This is a genomic window from Aminobacter sp. GW821-FHT11F06, from assembly GCF_058808215.1.
Map to the genome: position 1 here is coordinate 589829 of NZ_JBXARL010000002.1, position 16638 is coordinate 606466.

A 16638-nucleotide genomic window follows, 5' to 3' on the forward strand; every position below is an offset into this window, starting at 1 on the left:
CTTGCTTGCGGCCAATCTGATCCTGTTTGCAGCGTCCGCACCTTCCGTCGCCGGCGAGCCGGTTCCGGACGGGCTTAGCCCCGAACGCCACGATCTCAAGCCCGCCGACAAGGCGCGCGTCGACAAGATCGTCAAGCCGACCACCGACTTCAGCAAGGCCGAACAGTTCGAGCTGATGCAGGGCGGCGCGGGAACCTCGAAAAAAAGCGCCAACCGGGACGCGTTCTCGCAATCCTCGGCCAACATCACCTTCGAGGAAGAAGGCACCTTCAAGCTTGGCAATGGCTTCTTCACCAAGCTTTGGGTCTCCTCGCCGTCTTCGACCCAGGCCTCGGACGGATTGGGGCCGCTGTTCAATGCGCGTGCTTGCCAGAGCTGCCATCTCAAAGACGGGCGCGGCCATCCGCCAGAAGGCAAGGCCGATGCGACGTCAATGTTCTTCAGGCTTGCCCGCCCGGCGGTAACAGACGAAGAAAAGACAGCCCTTGCCGACCGCAAGGTGTTGAACTTCCCCGACCCCACCTACGGCGCCCAGTTCCAGGACCTCGCCGTGCCCGGCCTCGTTGGCGAAGGCCACATGGTCATCTCCTACGAGGAAATTCCGGTCGAGCTCGGCGACGGCACCAGGCTTTCGCTGCGCAAGCCGAGCTATTCGGTCAGCGATCTCGGCTACGGGCCAATGGACCCCAAGACGACGCTGTCGCCGCGCGTGACGCCGCAGATGATCGGCCTTGGGCTGATCGAACAGATCCATCCCGCCGACATCCTCGCCAATGCCGACCCCGACGACAAGAACGGCGACGGCATCTCCGGCAAGGCTTCGATCGTGCGCGACGCCAAGTCTGGCGAGCTGACGCTCGGCCGCTTCGGCTGGAAAGCCCAGACACCGTCGATCCGCCAGCAGTCGGCCGATGCCTTTGCCGGCGACATCGGCATCTCGACGCCCGACGTTCCGCATCACTGGGGCGACTGTACCGAGGCCCAGACCGCGTGCCGCGCCATGCCGACCGGCGTGCAGGAGCGGCTTGGCCCGGTCGAGGCTCCGGATCCGATCATGGATCTGGTCACCTTCTATTCGCAAAACCTCGCCGTGCCCGTGCGCCGCGACGTCGACAACCCTGAGGTGCTGCGCGGCAAGCAGATGTTCTACGAGGCCGGCTGCGCCGCCTGCCACATGCCGAAATTCGTCACCCGCCGCGACGCGCCCAACAAGGCGCAGGCCTTCCAGCTGATCTGGCCCTACTCCGACTTCCTGCTGCACGACATGGGCGAAGGCCTTGCCGACGGCCAGCAGGTCGGCGATGCCAGTGGCAGCGAATGGCGCACGCCGCCGCTATGGGGCATCGGCCTGACCAAGACCGTCAACGACCACACCTTCTTCCTGCATGACGGACGGGCGCGAAACCTGACCGAGGCGATCCTGTGGCATGGCGGCGAGGCGCAAGGCGCGCGCGATCGTTTTGCCGCGCTCGCCACCGACGACCGTGCCGCCCTTGTCAAATTCCTGGAGTCGCTCTGATGGCTAGACATACGCTCGCATCCGCCTTTGTTGCCTGCCTCATCCTGTCCGCGCCCGTGGCCCACGCCAACCAGGCCTCGGACAAGGTGATCGCCAACGCCATCGACGGCTTCATCCGCCCGACCTATGGCCGGCTCGTGCAGGACACGGCAGCGCTTGGAAAGAACCTCGACACGCTTTGCGCGGCGCCATCGGCTGATAATCTGACGGCCGCGCGCCAAGCCTTCTCCAAGACGACCGTGACCTGGTCGGAAATCGAGATCATCCGCTTCGGGCCGATCACCGAACACAACCGGCTGGAGCGCATGCTGTTTTGGCCCGACCGCAAGGGCACAGGGCTGAAGCAGGTGCAGGCAGCGCTCGCCGACAAGGATGAAACGGCGACCGACGCCGCCAAGCTGGCGCAGAAGAGCGTTGCCATGCAAGGTCTCGGCGCGCTGGAGTTCGTTCTGTTCGGCACCGGCGCCGACGAGCTTTCCGGCACCTCAGCCGCCTATCGCTGCGCCTATGGCAAGGCGATATCAGGCAATGTCGCCGCCATCGCCTCCGAGGTCGACGCGGCGTGGCGCGACGACAAGGGCTTTGCCAGCCAATGGCAGCATCCCGGGCCGCAAAACCCGCTCTATCATACGGCCTCGGAGGCAGCGACAGCGCTGCTCGAGGTCTATGTCAACGGGCTCGAGCTGGTCCGCGACGTGCGCGTCGGCGGCTTCTTCGGCAAGGACGCGGCCTCCGACAAGCCAAAACAGGCGCTGTACTGGCGTTCGCAGGGTACCGCCGCCTCGCTGGGCGGCAACATCGCAGGCATGAAGGCGCTGTTCGGCGCCTCGAAATTCGGCGGCCTGCTGCCCACGGATTCCGAGTGGATCGCCCAGTCGATCGGTTTCGAGTTCACCAATGCGCAAAATGCCGTGGCTGGTGTCACCGGGCCGATCGACGCCGTGCTCGCTGACCCGGAAAAGCGCGCCAAGCTCACTTATTTCAGCGTCGTCACGTCCAGCCTGTCCGATCTGTTCGGCACCCGGCTTTCCGGCGCGCTCGGGCTGACTGCCGGCTTCTCATCGCTCGACGGCGATTGATATGAAAACCCCGCTGTTCGACCGCCGCGATTTCCTCAAGGCGGCAGGCGCGACCTTCCTTTTGTCGCTGACGCCGGCCAAGCGTGCGCTGGCGCTCGAAACCGACGCTATGTTCGCCACGGCTTACCAAGCACGCACAGGCGAATATGGCGTCGCGGTGCTGTCGGAGGCCGGCAAGATCCTGCGCAGCGTGGCCCTGCCCGAGCGCGGCCACGACGTCACCTTCGACCCGGTCTCGCGCAAGTCGGTGGTGTTCGCGCGCCAGCCGGGCACCTTCATGCTGGTCTTCGACCACACCGGCAAGGATGAGCCGCTGACCATCCCGAGCATCGCCGGCCGGCACTATTACGGCCATGGCGTATTTTCGCCCGACGGCGCGCTGCTTTATGTGACCGAGAACGACTTCGACAACGCCGCCGGCATGGTCGGCGTCTACGACGCGCGCGACGGCTTCCGCCGCCTCAGCGAGTTCCCGACCCATGGCGTCGGCCCGCACGAACTGATCCTGCTCGGCGACGGGCGCACACTTGCGATCTGCAATGGCGGCATCGAGACCCACCCGGATTTCGGCCGCGCCAAGCTCAATATCTCGACCATGAAGCCGTCCTTCGTCCTGGTCGACCGCGTTTCCGGCGACCTTAGGGAAAAGCACGAGTTGCCGGAAAGACTGCACCAGCTGTCGATCCGGCACATGGATATCGACGCTCAAGGCACAGTCTGGTTCGGCTGCCAGCATGAGGGGCCGGCAACGGAAAAGCCGCTGCTCGTCGGCCGTGCCAGGCGCGGCGAGGAACTTGCCATGCTGGAGATGCCCGAAGACATCCTCGGCGGCTTCCGCAACTATATCGGTTCGGTGGCGGCCAATCGCGACGCCGGCCTTGTGGCGGTGTCATCGCCGGAGGGCAATGCCTGGGCGATGATCGACGCCAAGACCGGCAAGGTGGTCGCCAGGAACGAGCTGATCGAGGTCTGCGGCTTGGCACCCGACCGTGACGGCTTCCTGGCCACCACGGGTGCCGGCCTCATCGTCGAGCCGAACGGCGAGCAGGCAAGCCGTCCGGAATATGTCTGGGACAATCACATGCTGCGCATCATTGCGTAAGCCACCACTTACGCAATCACACCAGACCTGACACGTCGGAAAAAGCCACCGCCTTGCGCAGCACGGCAAGGAAACGCTCGCCGGCCACATCAGCCGCACCGCTGTTGTCGATGGCGACATGGCCGGGGCCCGAGAGATCGTGCTGCACGGTGCGCGCCAGTCGCGCCAGCACCTCCCCGCGCGATTCACGGCCGCGCGCCGCCAGCCGTTCGGCCAGGATTTCGGGCGATGCCGTGATTTCGACAACCGCGACATTGGCGTAGCGCTCGCGCAAGGTGGGAATGACGCCGCGCGAGGTGTTGGCGACGACGACATGGCCGATGTCGATCGCCCGGTCGACCGAGGCCGGAATGCCGTAGCGCAGGCCATGCGCTTCCCACGACAGCGCGAAGGCGCCGGAAGCGTCGGCCTCGACGAAGGCGGCGTCGGCCAGCGTGTCGTGATCTTCTGTCGCGCCGTCGCTGTGGCGGGTGATGACGCGGCGGGCGAATTCGACGTGCTCGTCGTCGCCAAGGCGCTCGCGCACATAGGCGATCAGCGTGTCCTTGCCGGCACCACTGGGGCCAACGACAGCGACGAAGACGCCGTTGCGGACGGGAGAGCCGATTTGGGTCAATTCACGCTCGATCAATGCTGAAACCATCATGCGTCGTCATTCCTCCGTGCCAGCGCATCGGCCCGCCGGGCCCTTCACAGGCAACGGCGCATTGAACATCTCAAGTGCCGCCCTGTCACCCACCTTGGCTTGGACCAAGGTCGACAGCGGCCCTGAAATGTCATTAGGCGATTTACATGACGGAATGACGAAACGCGGAGCGGCATAACCGCTCCGCCATCTGGATCAGGCGACGATGTCGCGAACCTGATAATCCTTGATCGCGGCGAAGCGGATCATCTTCCAGCGCTCGGCCTCGTAGTTGAGCGAGAACTCATGCTGGGCGAGGAACACCGGATCATTGTCGAGATCGCGCGCGATGTCGCCGCGATGGCTCTCGATGAAGCGGTGCAAATCGGCCTTGTCGTCGGCGTCGATCCAGCGGCAGATCGAAAACCGCGCCATCTCGAAATCGACCGGCAGCGTGTATTCGACCGACAGCCGCTCCTTGAGCACGTCGATCTGCAGCGCGCCAACGACGCCGACAATCGCCGGCGAGCCGTCCTCGGGCTGGAACAGCTGGACCACGCCCTCCTCGGCCATCTGGTGCAGCGCTTCCTTGAGCTTCTTGGCCTTCATCGCATCGCCGAGGCGGACGCGGCGGAGGATTTCCGGCGCGAAATTGGGAACGCCGCGGAACAGGATGTCCTCGCCCTCGGTCAACGTATCGCCGATGCGCAGCGTGCCGTGATTGGGGATGCCCACCACATCGCCGGCATAGGCTTCGTCGGCGGTGATGCGCGAACGGGCGAAGAAGAACTGCGGCGCCGACAGGCTCATCTGCTTGCCGGTACGCACCAGCTTGGCCTTCATGCCGCGCTTGAGTTCGCCCGAGCAGACACGGACAAAAGCGATGCGGTCGCGGTGATTGGGGTCCATGTTGGCCTGGATCTTGAAGACGAAGGAGGTCATCTTCTCCTCCGTCGCCTCGACCTTGCGCGTGTCGGCTTCCTGGGCGCGCGGCGGCGGGCCGATCTCGCCAAGCGCCTCGATCAGGTCGCGGACGCCGAAATTGCGCAGCGCCGAGCCGAAATAGACCGGCGTCATGTGGCCTTCGCGAAACGCCTGGAGGTCGAACGGCCGGCAAGCCTCGCGCGCGAGTTCCAGTTCCTCGATGAAGGCCGGGCGCTCATTGTCGGGCAACAGGCCGGCAGCGCGGTTGGAGTCGGGGCCATGGACCGGCGTGCGCTCCTTTTCGGCGTCGCCGTGGCGCACGGCGTTCTCGGCGAGGTGATAGGTGCCGGAAAACGTCTTGCCCTGGCCGATCGGCCAGGTGATCGGGGCTGTGTCGAGCGCCAGCTTCTCTTCGATCTCGTCGAGTATCTCGAAGGTATTGCGCGCCTCGCGGTCCATCTTGTTGACGAAGGTGATGATCGGAATGTCGCGCAGGCGGCAGACCTCGAACAGCTTCAGCGTGCGCGGTTCGATACCCTTGGCGGCGTCGATGACCATGACGGCGCTGTCGACAGCCGAAAGCGTGCGATAGGTGTCGTCGGCGAAGTCCTCGTGGCCGGGCGTGTCGAGCAGGTTGAAGACGTTGTCGCCATATTCGAAGGTCATCACCGAGGTGACGACCGAAATGCCGCGCTCGCGCTCGATCTTCATCCAGTCCGAGCGGGTCTGGATCTTGTCCTTCTTGGCCTTGACCTCACCGGCAAGCTGGATCGCACCACCGAACAGCAGCAGCTTTTCGGTCAGCGTCGTCTTGCCGGCGTCAGGGTGCGCGATGATCGCGAAGGTGCGGCGGCGCGCCACCGCGTGTTTTATCGTCTCAGCCATGTCAGGAATCCATATGGTGCGCGGCTATATAGCTTTGACCGGCCGCACTGTCGAACGGAAAGGTTTGCTAGAAAATGTACGGTGTTCGGTGGTAAGCACCATACGTCGGGGGTAGCACAGGTGTTGTCAACCATTGGCCATAAATGGCGATCATTTAAGAAGGCGGCTTGGGAACGCGGGGCAGAGCTCTTCGTGCGGGCCTCCATTTTCGAGGCAAAGCTCTACCTACGAAAACATGGCCCCATAACAGTTTTGGTAGATAACTCTCTACTTGGGCACGGCGTGACACACGTTTCGGTTTGGGTGAACACTGGCGAATCAAAATGGGGTGATGCTGTTCCCGATAGAGCTGGCTACACTGCTCGGGTGCCGGTCCATGCTGTGAACAATGATAGCCGCGTTTATGCCGAAATCACCTATCTGGTGGGTTTAACAGAACTAGCTCGGGCAGGTCTTATCAAATTTGTAACTTCAGCGGAATTGCAGGCCGAAGCTAGCCGCCACCCCATTGGGCGCTTTAAAGGGTACGGTTACGATGACGTCAGTTTGTTTGATGGTTTAGAAATTCCATCTGTTGACGGCTTTCATCGATTTGATTCAGGTGCTCAATTGCAGCAGCGGAAGCGTATGAGCGATGCTACTGACAAGAGATTCCGAGATCTCGTTCTGCTACTGGGGCCGAAGAATGACCTGGATGCATGGCACATACATACAGTACTCAAATATCAGCTCCACTGTTTTCTACACATGGATTTCAAGCTCGATACGAAAATTAAGAGCCACACTGAGCTGCTATCGTTGGCACCAAGGGCACTCACTCCATCTCAACTTGGAAGAACAATTGGACTTCGTCAGATCCCGACGTTTATGCTTAGCTACAGGGGTGCCAAATGGCGAGTGCACCCAGACGTTCATGCGCCAGAACAAAGGCGCCCGTCCTCTCGCCGAGACCAGCCACTACCCAGAGGCTGGCTAGAATATACGGAACAGCCGAGCGAAGGGGAAAATACAAGCGTGGTTACAGTCCTCCCTAGAGTAAAGAAGATGAATGGCTTGTCCGTAAACTACGGGCATGAGCCAATTCATATGCAATACGAAGACTCGTCGGGGAACTGCTACGAGCTGCGCATGGACATGGGAGATGCGATGTATCTGCTTTCCCTTCTAAAATGCGCGCAGCTGAACTTGGATATTCCGTTTCCCGACGATCCACGTGATCCTGATGCTGCGCCAATACGACCAAGTGATCGCGCTAGAGGAAACGCGTAGAGGTGCCTTGAGACTGCCAAGGCAAACAGATTGTCGCACAATCAAGGTCCCCTCAACTCGAACCCACCTTCGGCAACCGTCTCGCCATTGACGATCAGTTCCATGCGATGGTGGCCGGGATAATGCTTGCGCGTGGTGAAGTCGCGCACCGCCTGGCTAATGGAAAGCTCCTTCTGGCCGCCCGCCGGCAGGTTGATCTCTTTCAGCTTGAAGACCTTCTTCGAGCTGCCGCCGCTTTTCTTGACGTAGTGGACGGCATAGTCGACCACCAGTTGCTGCGCCGCCGCGGCGGTCGAGGCGAGGCTTGCCTTGAGCGTGATGCGGCCGCCGAGCATGATGGCGGCCGGCGACACCGCGAACGCCTCGACGCGGACCATCGGCGTGCCTGTCGTGCCGATGGCGCCAAGCGCACGTGCATCGCCTTTCTTGATCATCGTCCTCAACGCATGCTTGACGATCCAGGCGGTGTTCTTGTCGTCCATGTCCCACGCGGAAACGCGGTCGATGACCTTGTCGGGATGGTCCTTGGAGATGTCGTTGAGGTGATTGGCCACCGATTTGCGCACGTAGACGCTCGAATCGGATTTGAGCGCCTCGAGGATCGACGCAGTCGGCGAAGGGTCCTTGATCAAAGGCTTGAGCCGGAACGACCATGGCAGGCGCGGGCGCGAGCCTTCGCTCGAAAGCCGGCGCACATGTTCGTTGTCGTCCAGCGCCCAGCCGCGCATCACATGAAGCGTCCTGTCGAAATCCTGCGCCAGGAAATAGCGGATGGCGAATTCGGCCGAACCAAAACGTGTGAAGAATTTCAGCGCTTCCATCGACTGCTCGAAATGCCCCTTGCCATAGAGCGCGACATATTCGGACAGGGTGATGGATGCAAAACCATGCTGGATGCGCGGCGCCAGTTCGTGCAGCACCCCGATTGCGTGCTCGAAGCTGCCAGGCAGGCTGCCATGCAAGCTCATCGCCGTCTGCCGCAGGCGCTGCATGATGCCGAGTTCGTCAAGGTTCTCGGTCGCCAAGACCATGAATTTTTCCGCATCGAAAGCGGGCGAAATGGAAGCCGTCTCATCAGCGATATGGCGAAGCCGGGCCCGATCGAAAATCTCCTTGAGTGCCGGAGCGGCTTGCGTTGGGTCTTCCGTCATCAGTCTGTCGTCCCTGTACTGCGCCCCCGCGCAGGCTTGGTATCCCAATCGAACACAAAGCGCTTCCGCGCAGGTACGAAGCAAACGTGGAAACTGCAAACTCTCTCCTGCCAACAAGCTGTCAGGAGACAAGCGGCGCGGCGGGTCGCTGGCGCGATTGACTCATTATCAGTTTGAACTTATGATTAGTCATGACTTATGATTATTCCCAGATTTCCGCACTCGCCGACCCGACGCGTCGCACCATTTTCGAGCGCGTCAGTGCCGAGCCTTGTTCGGTGGCGGAACTGACGCGCGGACTTCCCGTGTCGCAGTCGGCGGTGTCGCAGCATCTCAAGGTACTCAAGCAGGCACAGCTGGTGCGTATGGAACCTCAGGGCGCGCGCAATATCTATCACATCGACCCGGCCGGCCTTGGCCGCATGCGGGCATGGCTCGACCAGCTCTGGGGCGACGTACTCGACGAATTCAAGCTCAAGGCGGACAAGGAGGACCAGACATGACAGTCACGATTTCGCCATCACCGGTGCGCCGCTCGGTCACCGTCAAGGCAAGCCCGGCACGCGCCTTCGAGGTCTTCACATCGGGCTTTTCAAGCTGGTGGCCCAAGACCCACAGCATCGGCACAGCCCCGCTCAAGACCGCGACCATCGAGCCGCGCGCCGGCGGGCGCTGGTACGAGACCGGCGAAGACGGCAGCGAATGCCCATGGGGCGATGTCATCGCCTGGGAGCCGCCGCAGCGCATCGTTTTGGCCTGGCGCATCGGCACGGACTGGAAATTCGATCCCGACCTTCACACCGAAATCGAAGTCAGGTTCGTTCCCATCGCCGGCGGGGGAACCCGCGTCGACCTCGAACACCGGCTGCTTGAGAATATGGGCCCGAAGGCCGAGGAAACGGCCGTGATGCTCGATTCCGAAGGCGGCTGGGGCGGCATTCTCCAAGGCTTCGGCGCGACGCTGGACGCTGCGGCCTGACCCGAAACCGAACCCTTCGCGACATGCGGCCCCGGCATCGTGCTCGGGCCGCATGTTGTCGTTGACGGCGACGCCACCCCTGCCTTCCCCAGGAAGATCGAGAGTTAGGGGCATGGCGACGGCCGACGATGCCAGAACGGCATTCGAAGCGGCAGCCAAGGACGCCTGGCTCTTGCGACATATCAAGCAGCGCGAGCCATACCTAGAAACGCATATCGACCAGATGGCGCCGTAGGCGGCGCATTTGCCCCACAAGCAGATCGAACGTCGGCAAGGTCAGCTTTCGGCGCGTGGTCGTGAACTCAAACCCCTTGAGCGCAGCGTCCCAAACCGGCCAATTCTCTGGCCATTCCGCGTCACTGCTCTTTGCTGGCGCGTCGACGGCGAGAATTTCATAGTTGGCGACGCCAAATCGCTTCAGGTGTTCTCGAAGCTCGCGCTCGACCTCCTGGTCCAGTCGCGTGGACGTGAGAAAAAGCGTCTTTACTGGCTCGGCCAGCAGGGCTTTGAATTTCAAGCAAAGGTAGTCGTGCCGGCTTCGGGCTTCCGCATATCGACGACGAAGAACAATCTCATCGGAGTCCATCGGAAATTCATGGGGGTGCCGCGTCCCAGTTTGGGAGTTCCACACGACGCCGTTTGCGATTGCCAAGTCAGCCTCATCCAAGAGACCAACAAAATCTCGACGAAAACATTCCAAAAGTGCGGCTGGTGGAGTGATCTGCCAGTCAAAAAGGCCGCTCGGCGCCTGCGGCGGGTGTATTTGAACGCGATCTGCCCGACTGAAATTGCCCGAGCGCTCCCGGAGAATGCGAATAGCGTTGAGCTTGGTTTCACAATTCGGCCCAATACTCAAAACCCGATTGAAAGTTTTCACCACGCCACCTGCAAGTTCCCCGTAAGGGGAATTGCCAGAAATCGCAGTGTTTCACCAGAGTTTAAATGACCATTTTACTGGTTTACATCACGCTTCTCTCTCGGATTATGGCGGCGATCTGCGCATGTGATGCCACATCGAAGTTCATCTCTTCGCAGCATACAGCCCAAGGGCCGGCATAGACGCACGACCGGCACAAAGCGGGTCCTCCAGCGCCTTCCATCAGGAAGTCCATTTCAAAGGCACGCTGACGGGCGCCTACGTGCCGCTCAACTCCTCCCGCTTTCCAGGCGATGACGGGGGGACAAATGGCACAACACCGGCTGCTCGAGAATATGGGCCCGAAGGCCGAGGAAACGGCCGTGATGCTCGATTCCGAAGGCGGCTGGGGCGGCATTCTCCAAGGCTTCGGCTCGACGCTGGACGCTGCGGGCTGACCCGAAACCGAACCCTCGCGACATGCGGCCCGACATCGTGCTCGGGCTGCATGTTGTCGTTGACTGCTAGATCAGGCGGGCGGAAAATATCGGCGAAAGCGTCGATATGCGATGCACGTCGTGCATGATCCTTTTTCGAAAATCGATTCCGACTTTCCGGGTCATGCGCTAGCGATCCAGGAGGTCGCCATGACCATCCATCAGGAAGTCCATTTCAAAGGCACGCCGAAGGACATCTACGACCTGCTGCTCAACTCCTCCCGTTTCCAGGCAATGACGGGAGGACGGGCGGCCCATATCTCGCCGCATGAGGGCGGCGAGGCGTCGATGTTCGGCGGCGACATCGAAGCCCGCAACGTCGAATTGGTGCCCAACCGCCGCATCGTCCAGACATGGCGCTCACGCGCCTGGCCCGAAGGCATCTTTTCGATCGTCCGCTTCGAATTACAGGCCGACGGCACCGGCACCAGACTTGTCTTCGACCAGAACGGCTATCCCCGGTCGACGCACCACATGCTCGAAGACGGCTGGCAGAAAATGTACTGGGAGCCGATGAACCACGCGCTGACGCATCATTAAGGTGGTCTACTCCGCTGCGCGCAAGCCCGCAGCCGCCGGCTCAAACGGGCGGATCGACATGCCGTCCCGCGACATGGTGACGAAGCTCGACGGCGGAACCGCCTGCCAGCTCTGGCCGTCGCGGTCGAACGGCTCCGAGACGATGCAGCGGCCATCGCGGTGGTCGCTGGTGTAAAGCGTCGGCGCATACGCGTCGGTGGAGTAGCGCACGGCAAACAGGCTTTTCCCGTCGCTGAAGGCGGCGGTCAGCTTCAGCTGCGGATCGATGCCGGCACTGCGCGCCGCCGCAACGACACGGCCGGTGGCGCGTGCGACGGCACCTTGCGGATCGGCATCCAGCCCCTCCTCCAGCATCAGCAGGAAAAACAGTTCGGAATCGGTCGTGCCCTGGCGCTGGTCGTAAAACGTGTCACCAATACTGGCTTCCAGCCGGCGGCGGATCTTTTCGAAGCCAGAAATCTGGCCATTATGCATGAAGCTCCAGCGGCCAGAGGTGAAGGGATGACAATTGGATCGGCTGGTGGCACCGTCTGTCGCAGCCCTGACATGGGCGAGGAACAGGCCGGATTTGATCTGCCGGCACAGGCTCTTGAGGTTGGTATCCGACCACGCCGGCAAGATGTCGCGGTACAGGCCCGGTTCCGGCCGGTCGCCATACCAGGCGAGCCCGAAACCGTCGCCATTGGTCGGCGACTTCGCTTCCTGGGCATGGTGGCTCTGGGCGATCAGCGAATGATAGGGCGCTGTCACGATGTCTTCCAGGAAGACCTCATCACCGAGATAAGCTGCCCATCGGCACATGGCTCATCGACCTCAATCGTCTCAGCACATGATGGGCGGAGATACCCGGCCAGACTCAACCAGCATGGCTAACAAAGCGTAAACGGCGTGCGTTTGTTTAGCTGATCCACGTTGCAGTTGAGTGTCACCGGGCATGGCGAAAACCACACAGTTGTGTCATCGAAAACACCGAGCGCAGATATCGGGATTGACGTTCTGCGAGCACCGTCCCATAGGATCGCCGCCATGAAATCCGCCCTTGAAAACGCTTCCGCCCCCGTCATCGGGATCGTCCGCTTGCCGCATGCCGGCGAGCTTCCCCTGCCGTCCTACGAGACATCGGGTGCCGCCGGCATGGACCTGCGCGCTGCCGTGCCCGACGACCGTCCCTTGCTGATCCTGCCCGGCAAGCGCGCCTTGGTGCCGACAGGCCTGGTGTTTGAAATCCCAGAGGGTTTCGAAGGCCAGATCCGTCCGCGCTCCGGCCTCGCCTTCAAGCACGGCATTACCTGCCTCAACACACCAGGTACCATCGACAGCGACTATCGCGGCGAGGTCAAGGTGCTGCTGATCAACCACGGCGACGAGGACTTCTACGTCGAGCGCGGCATGCGCATCGCCCAGATGGTGATCGCGCCGGTGACCCGCGCTGCGGTCGAGGAACGCAGCCTTGCCGGCGAAACCTCGCGCGGCAATGGCGGCTTCGGCTCGACCGGAACCGCATGAAGGCGCCCAAGCTCGTCATCTTCGACTGCGACGGCGTGCTCGTCGACACCGAGCCGCTGGCCAACAAGCGGCTGTCGTCGTGGCTGACCGAGGCCGGTTATCCCGTGAGCTACGAAGATTGCCGCCGGCAGTTCGTCGGGCGCAGCCTGGTGTCGGTGCAAAAGGAAGTCGAAGCGACGGGCGTAAGCCTCGGGCCGGATTTTGTCGAACGCTGGTATCGCGAGTTGCCTGACCTGTTTGGCAGCGGCGTACAGGCGATCCCGCACATCGAGGCCTTCATCGGCGCTGTCAAAACCGCCGGCATCGGCTATTGCGTGGCGTCCTCGGCGCGTGTCGACAAGATGCACATGACGCTCGGCCAGACCGGGCTGCTTGAGCATTTCCGCGACGTGCTGTTCTCCGCCACCATGGTCGAACGCGGCAAGCCGTTCCCTGACCTCTTCCTGCATGCTGCAGGCAAGATGGGCTTTGAGCCTGCCGACTGCATCGTCATTGAAGACAGCGTCGCGGGCGCACAGGCCGGTGCTGCCGCCGGCATGCGGGTGTTTGCCTATCACGGCGACCCGCACTCCGACCGAAACGGCCTTGCCGCCGCAGGCGGTGTCTTGTTCGACGACATGCGCGCCCTGGCAGGATTGATCCCCATCCACTGAAAAGGGGATTTGTGAGGTCCGGACGTCCGGGCTAATATCCCCTCGATGCGGTTCAGTCTTGAGGGCCAGGCGATGGACAAGGGCGCGGTTTTCCGGAAACTTCACGAGGCGCCCGGCGCCTTCATCATTCCCAATCCATGGGATGTCGGCACGGCCAAGCTTTTGGCCTCCTTCGGCTTCGAAGCGCTGGCAACGACGAGTGCCGGATTTGCCTTTTCGCGCGGCCTGCCCGACGGCGGCGTCGGCTTTGAGACGATGATCCACCATTGCCGCGACATGGCGCATGCCACCGGCCTGCCGGTGTCGGCCGACCTCGAAAAAGGCAAGGGCGACAGCCCCGAAAGTGCCGCCGAGACGATCTTTGCTGCCGAAGCCGCTGGCCTTGCCGGCTGTTCGATCGAGGACCACACCGGCGAGGCCGACAAGCCGATCTACGAATTTTCGCACGCCGTCGAGCGGGTGGCCGCTGCGGCCGAGGCCGCACGGGCGCTGAAGAACGACTTCGTCTTGACCGCGCGCTCAGAAAACTTCCTCTGGGACCGGCCCGATCTCGACGACACGATTAGGCGGCTGCAGGCGTTCGAAAAGGCCGGCGCCGATGTGCTCTACGCGCCGGGCATCACCGATATCGGCATGATCCGCACGCTGTGCGGTTCCCTCAGCAAGCCGGTCAACGTGCTGGCGGTGCCGGGATTTTCGGTCGCCGTGCTTGCCGAGGCAGGCGCCAAGCGCATCTCGCTCGGCTCGAAGCTGACCAGCTATGCCTTCGGCATGATGGAGCGGGCGTCGCGCGAGATGCTGGGCCAGGGCACCTTCGAGTTCTCCCGCGACGGCATGCCCTATGGCAAATTGCAGACGCTGTTTGCCGCCGACGAGCGTTAGGCGCGGACACCTGCTGGCCTCAGCTCCGCCGCCGACACCGCCTTGTGCAGGTGCACCATCATCGCGGCAGCGAAGAGCGGGGTGAGCAAATTGAGGATCGGCACGGCGAGGAAGGCTGCGATGACGAGGCCGGCAATAAACACCGTGCCGCCATTGCGGCGGCGCAAATCCTTGGCCTCCTCTTCCGAACGAAAGCGCATCGCGGCGAATTCGAAGAACTCGCGGCCGAGCAAATAGCCGTTGACCAGGAAGAAGGCGCCGATGTTGACGACGGGGATGAACATCAAAAACAGCGCCAGCAGATTGCCCAAAATGACGATGCCGAAGAACTTGATCGCCAAAATGAGCGAGCGCAGCGCCGGCACCGGGCGGCCCGGCGCATCCCTGGGATAGTCGGTCTTTTCGACGACCTCGGCGACATCGTCGAGGAACAGGCCGGCGACGATCGCCGTCACCGGCGCGATGAGCAAGGCCAAGCCCAGCGCAAGGCCGACGCCAGCGATCACAGCGGCGATCAGCCCGAGCCAGCCGGTCCATGCCGGCAGGCCGGGCAGCATGGCGTCGATCCACGGCCAGGCCAACCAGTCGAAGACCTCGCGGATGCCGAACCACAAGGCGACCAGCGCCAGGATCGTGAGGCCCAGCGTCTTCAGGAACACCTGCCGGAACTCGGCCGAGAAAAGCTGGCTTGCGGCAGCGCGGGCGGCGTCGAGTATCATTCTTTGGTCATCCCCTGTTCGCTGCAAGAGATAAGCAGCCTCGACTGCGGCCTCAAGCAGCGCCGCGACAAATTCGCGGGGTTTGCAAATGGCTCGCGAGCCGTTATTGCGGAGCGGTTTTGTCCACCCCAACGGCACAGTGCCGCGGAGACCCTGATGAGCCAATATGACGTGCTGTGCATCGGCAACGCCATCGTCGACATCATCGCGCAATGCGATGAAGCCTTTTTGGCCGACAACGGCATCATCAAGGGCGCGATGAACCTGATCGACGCCGAGCGCGCCGAGCTGTTGTATTCGCGCATGGGCCCGGCGATCGAGGCCTCGGGCGGCTCGGCCGGCAACACGGCGGCCGGCATCGCCAGCTTCGGCGGCCGTGCCGCCTATTTCGGCAAGGTCAGCCGCGACCATCTCGGCGAGATCTTCACCCACGACATTCATGCCCAGGGCGTCGCCTTCGACACGCAACCGCTTGCCGGCACCCCGCCGACGGCGCGCTCGATGATCTTCGTCACCCCCGACGGCGAACGCTCGATGAACACCTATCTCGGCGCCTGCGTCGAGCTCGGGCCCAACGACGTCGAGGCCGACAAGGCGAGCGGGGCCAAGGTCACCTATTTCGAGGGTTACCTGTGGGACCCGCCGCTGGCCAAGGAAGCGATCCGCATGACCGCAGCGCATGCGCATGCGGCGGGCCGCGAGGTGTCGATGACGCTGTCGGATTCGTTTTGCGTCGACCGCTATCGCGGAGAGTTTTTGGAGCTGATGCGCTCGGGCACCGTCGACATCGTCTTTGCCAATTCCCACGAGATCAAGTCGCTCTACGAAACCTCGTCCTTCGATGAGGCGCTCGCCCAGATCCGCAAGGACTGCAAGATCGCCGCCGTCACCCGCTCGGAGAAGGGGTCTGTGATCGTGCGCGGCGATGAAACTGTTGTCATCAAGGCGACCGAAATCCGCGAGCTTGTCGACACCACGGGTGCCGGCGACCTCTATGCCGCAGGTTTCCTCTATGGCTACACGCAAGGGCGCAGCCTCAAGGATTGCGGCGACCTCGGCTCGCTCGCCGCCGGCCTGGTGATCCAGCAGATCGGCCCGCGCCCCAGGCAAAACTTGAAGCGCGAAGCCGAACAGGCGGGGTTGCTCTGAGTTCTTCCTTCTCCCCGCTCGCGGGGAGAAGGTGCCCGAAGGGCGGATGAGGGGCAGCGCAAGCGTTGCGTCCTTATGCCTTCGGAGCAAGGGCAAGATCGCGTACAGGCATCGCCCTACGTCGCCCCCCTCTGGCCTGCCGGCCATCTCCCCCTCAGGTGGGGAGATCACGCCGTCATCACGACCTTCGCCAATCTTCAAACGTTGCAAGGTGATCGAGACGGGCGACGCTGCCAATCTCCCCACCTGAGGGGGAGATGGCCGGCAGGCCAGAGGGGGGCGCGAAGGAATGCAACTTTCCAA

The 16638-nt window shown here is 62.4% G+C and carries 18 protein-coding genes; 12 read left to right on the plus strand and 6 right to left on the minus strand.

The window, feature by feature from the left end:
- Position 1 precedes the first annotated feature (1 nt).
- The 3 genes from AC1RTB_RS07390 to AC1RTB_RS07400 are packed head-to-tail and all read left to right on the plus strand — an operon-like array spanning position 2 to position 3700.
- Entirely contained in the window at positions 2-1519 is a 1518-nt protein-coding gene (locus AC1RTB_RS07390) for a di-heme oxidoreductase family protein (protein WP_492876120.1), read from the plus strand.
- The gene (locus AC1RTB_RS07395) at positions 1519-2598 is read left to right on the plus strand and encodes an imelysin family protein (RefSeq protein ID WP_492876122.1); all 1080 of its coding nucleotides are present in this window, start codon (positions 1519-1521) and stop codon (positions 2596-2598) included. The genes AC1RTB_RS07390 and AC1RTB_RS07395 overlap by 1 nt, the downstream gene beginning before the upstream one ends.
- A gap of 1 nt (position 2599) precedes the next feature.
- A complete protein-coding gene (locus tag AC1RTB_RS07400) occupies positions 2600-3700 on the plus strand; it encodes a DUF1513 domain-containing protein (protein ID WP_492876124.1) in 1101 nt (366 codons plus the stop codon).
- A gap of 16 nt (positions 3701-3716) precedes the next feature.
- Here the strand turns inward: AC1RTB_RS07400 and phnN are convergent, their stop codons facing one another.
- Positions 3717-4346 carry a phosphonate metabolism protein/1,5-bisphosphokinase (PRPP-forming) PhnN gene (gene phnN / locus AC1RTB_RS07405; RefSeq protein WP_492876126.1) on the minus strand — a complete coding sequence of 210 codons (630 nt, stop codon included), beginning with the start codon at positions 4344-4346 and terminating at the stop codon, positions 3717-3719.
- Positions 4347-4541: 195 nt separating this feature from the next.
- Positions 4542-6134: a peptide chain release factor 3 gene (locus AC1RTB_RS07410; RefSeq protein ID WP_492876128.1), complete on the minus strand. Its 1593-nt coding sequence runs from the start codon at positions 6132-6134 to the stop codon at positions 4542-4544.
- Between the two features lie 81 nt (positions 6135-6215).
- On the opposite strand from AC1RTB_RS07410, the gene AC1RTB_RS07415 reads away from it, so the two are divergent.
- The gene (locus AC1RTB_RS07415; RefSeq protein ID WP_492876130.1) at positions 6216-7403 is read left to right on the plus strand and encodes a hypothetical protein; all 1188 of its coding nucleotides are present in this window, start codon (positions 6216-6218) and stop codon (positions 7401-7403) included.
- Positions 7404-7444: 41 nt separating this feature from the next.
- Here the strand turns inward: AC1RTB_RS07415 and AC1RTB_RS07420 are convergent, their stop codons facing one another.
- Positions 7445-8554 (minus strand): DNA alkylation repair protein, encoded by a 1110-nt coding sequence (locus AC1RTB_RS07420; RefSeq protein ID WP_492876132.1) that lies wholly within the window; start codon positions 8552-8554, stop codon positions 7445-7447.
- A gap of 191 nt (positions 8555-8745) precedes the next feature.
- On the opposite strand from AC1RTB_RS07420, the gene AC1RTB_RS07425 reads away from it, so the two are divergent.
- Positions 8746-9057 (plus strand): ArsR/SmtB family transcription factor, encoded by a 312-nt coding sequence (locus tag AC1RTB_RS07425; RefSeq protein WP_492876134.1) that lies wholly within the window; start codon positions 8746-8748, stop codon positions 9055-9057.
- Entirely contained in the window at positions 9054-9533 is a 480-nt protein-coding gene (locus AC1RTB_RS07430) for an SRPBCC family protein (RefSeq protein WP_492876135.1), read from the plus strand. Before AC1RTB_RS07425 ends, AC1RTB_RS07430 begins: the two co-directional genes overlap by 4 nt.
- Positions 9534-9735: 202 nt before the next feature.
- Here AC1RTB_RS07430 and AC1RTB_RS07435 read toward each other — a convergent pair whose 3' ends face one another.
- Positions 9736-10410 (minus strand): hypothetical protein, encoded by a 675-nt coding sequence (locus AC1RTB_RS07435; protein WP_492876136.1) that lies wholly within the window; start codon positions 10408-10410, stop codon positions 9736-9738.
- A 308-nt stretch (positions 10411-10718) separates the two neighbouring features.
- On the opposite strand from AC1RTB_RS07435, the gene AC1RTB_RS07440 reads away from it, so the two are divergent.
- Both AC1RTB_RS07440 and AC1RTB_RS07445 read left to right on the plus strand, forming a co-directional pair.
- Complete coding sequence (locus AC1RTB_RS07440) at positions 10719-10847, plus strand: hypothetical protein (protein ID WP_492876137.1); 129 nt, start codon at positions 10719-10721, stop codon at positions 10845-10847.
- Between the two features lie 189 nt (positions 10848-11036).
- Positions 11037-11426 (plus strand): SRPBCC domain-containing protein, encoded by a 390-nt coding sequence (locus AC1RTB_RS07445; RefSeq protein ID WP_492876139.1) that lies wholly within the window; start codon positions 11037-11039, stop codon positions 11424-11426.
- Positions 11427-11432: 6 nt separating this feature from the next.
- Here AC1RTB_RS07445 and AC1RTB_RS07450 read toward each other — a convergent pair whose 3' ends face one another.
- On the minus strand, positions 11433-12227 hold the full coding sequence (locus AC1RTB_RS07450) for a class II glutamine amidotransferase (protein ID WP_492876141.1): 795 nt from the start codon (positions 12225-12227) through the stop codon (positions 11433-11435).
- A 225-nt stretch (positions 12228-12452) separates the two neighbouring features.
- On the opposite strand from AC1RTB_RS07450, the gene dut reads away from it, so the two are divergent.
- From dut to AC1RTB_RS07465, 3 genes are all read left to right on the plus strand, one after another.
- Positions 12453-12932 (plus strand): dUTP diphosphatase, encoded by a 480-nt coding sequence (gene dut, locus AC1RTB_RS07455; RefSeq protein ID WP_492876142.1) that lies wholly within the window; start codon positions 12453-12455, stop codon positions 12930-12932.
- Complete coding sequence (locus tag AC1RTB_RS07460; RefSeq protein WP_492876144.1) at positions 12929-13585, plus strand: HAD family hydrolase; 657 nt, start codon at positions 12929-12931, stop codon at positions 13583-13585. The genes dut and AC1RTB_RS07460 overlap by 4 nt, the downstream gene beginning before the upstream one ends.
- A 72-nt stretch (positions 13586-13657) precedes the next feature.
- Complete coding sequence (locus tag AC1RTB_RS07465; RefSeq protein WP_492876363.1) at positions 13658-14467, plus strand: isocitrate lyase/PEP mutase family protein; 810 nt, start codon at positions 13658-13660, stop codon at positions 14465-14467.
- On the opposite strand, the gene AC1RTB_RS07470 is transcribed toward AC1RTB_RS07465, so the two are convergent.
- Entirely contained in the window at positions 14464-15186 is a 723-nt protein-coding gene (locus AC1RTB_RS07470; protein WP_492876146.1) for a sulfate transporter family protein, read from the minus strand. The two genes, AC1RTB_RS07465 and AC1RTB_RS07470, sit on opposite strands and share 4 nt — an antisense overlap.
- Positions 15187-15342: 156 nt before the next feature.
- Here AC1RTB_RS07470 and AC1RTB_RS07475 point away from each other — a divergent pair, with 156 nt between their 5' ends.
- A complete protein-coding gene (locus AC1RTB_RS07475) occupies positions 15343-16335 on the plus strand; it encodes an adenosine kinase (protein WP_492876148.1) in 993 nt (330 codons plus the stop codon).
- The last annotated feature ends 303 nt before the right edge of the window (positions 16336-16638 follow it).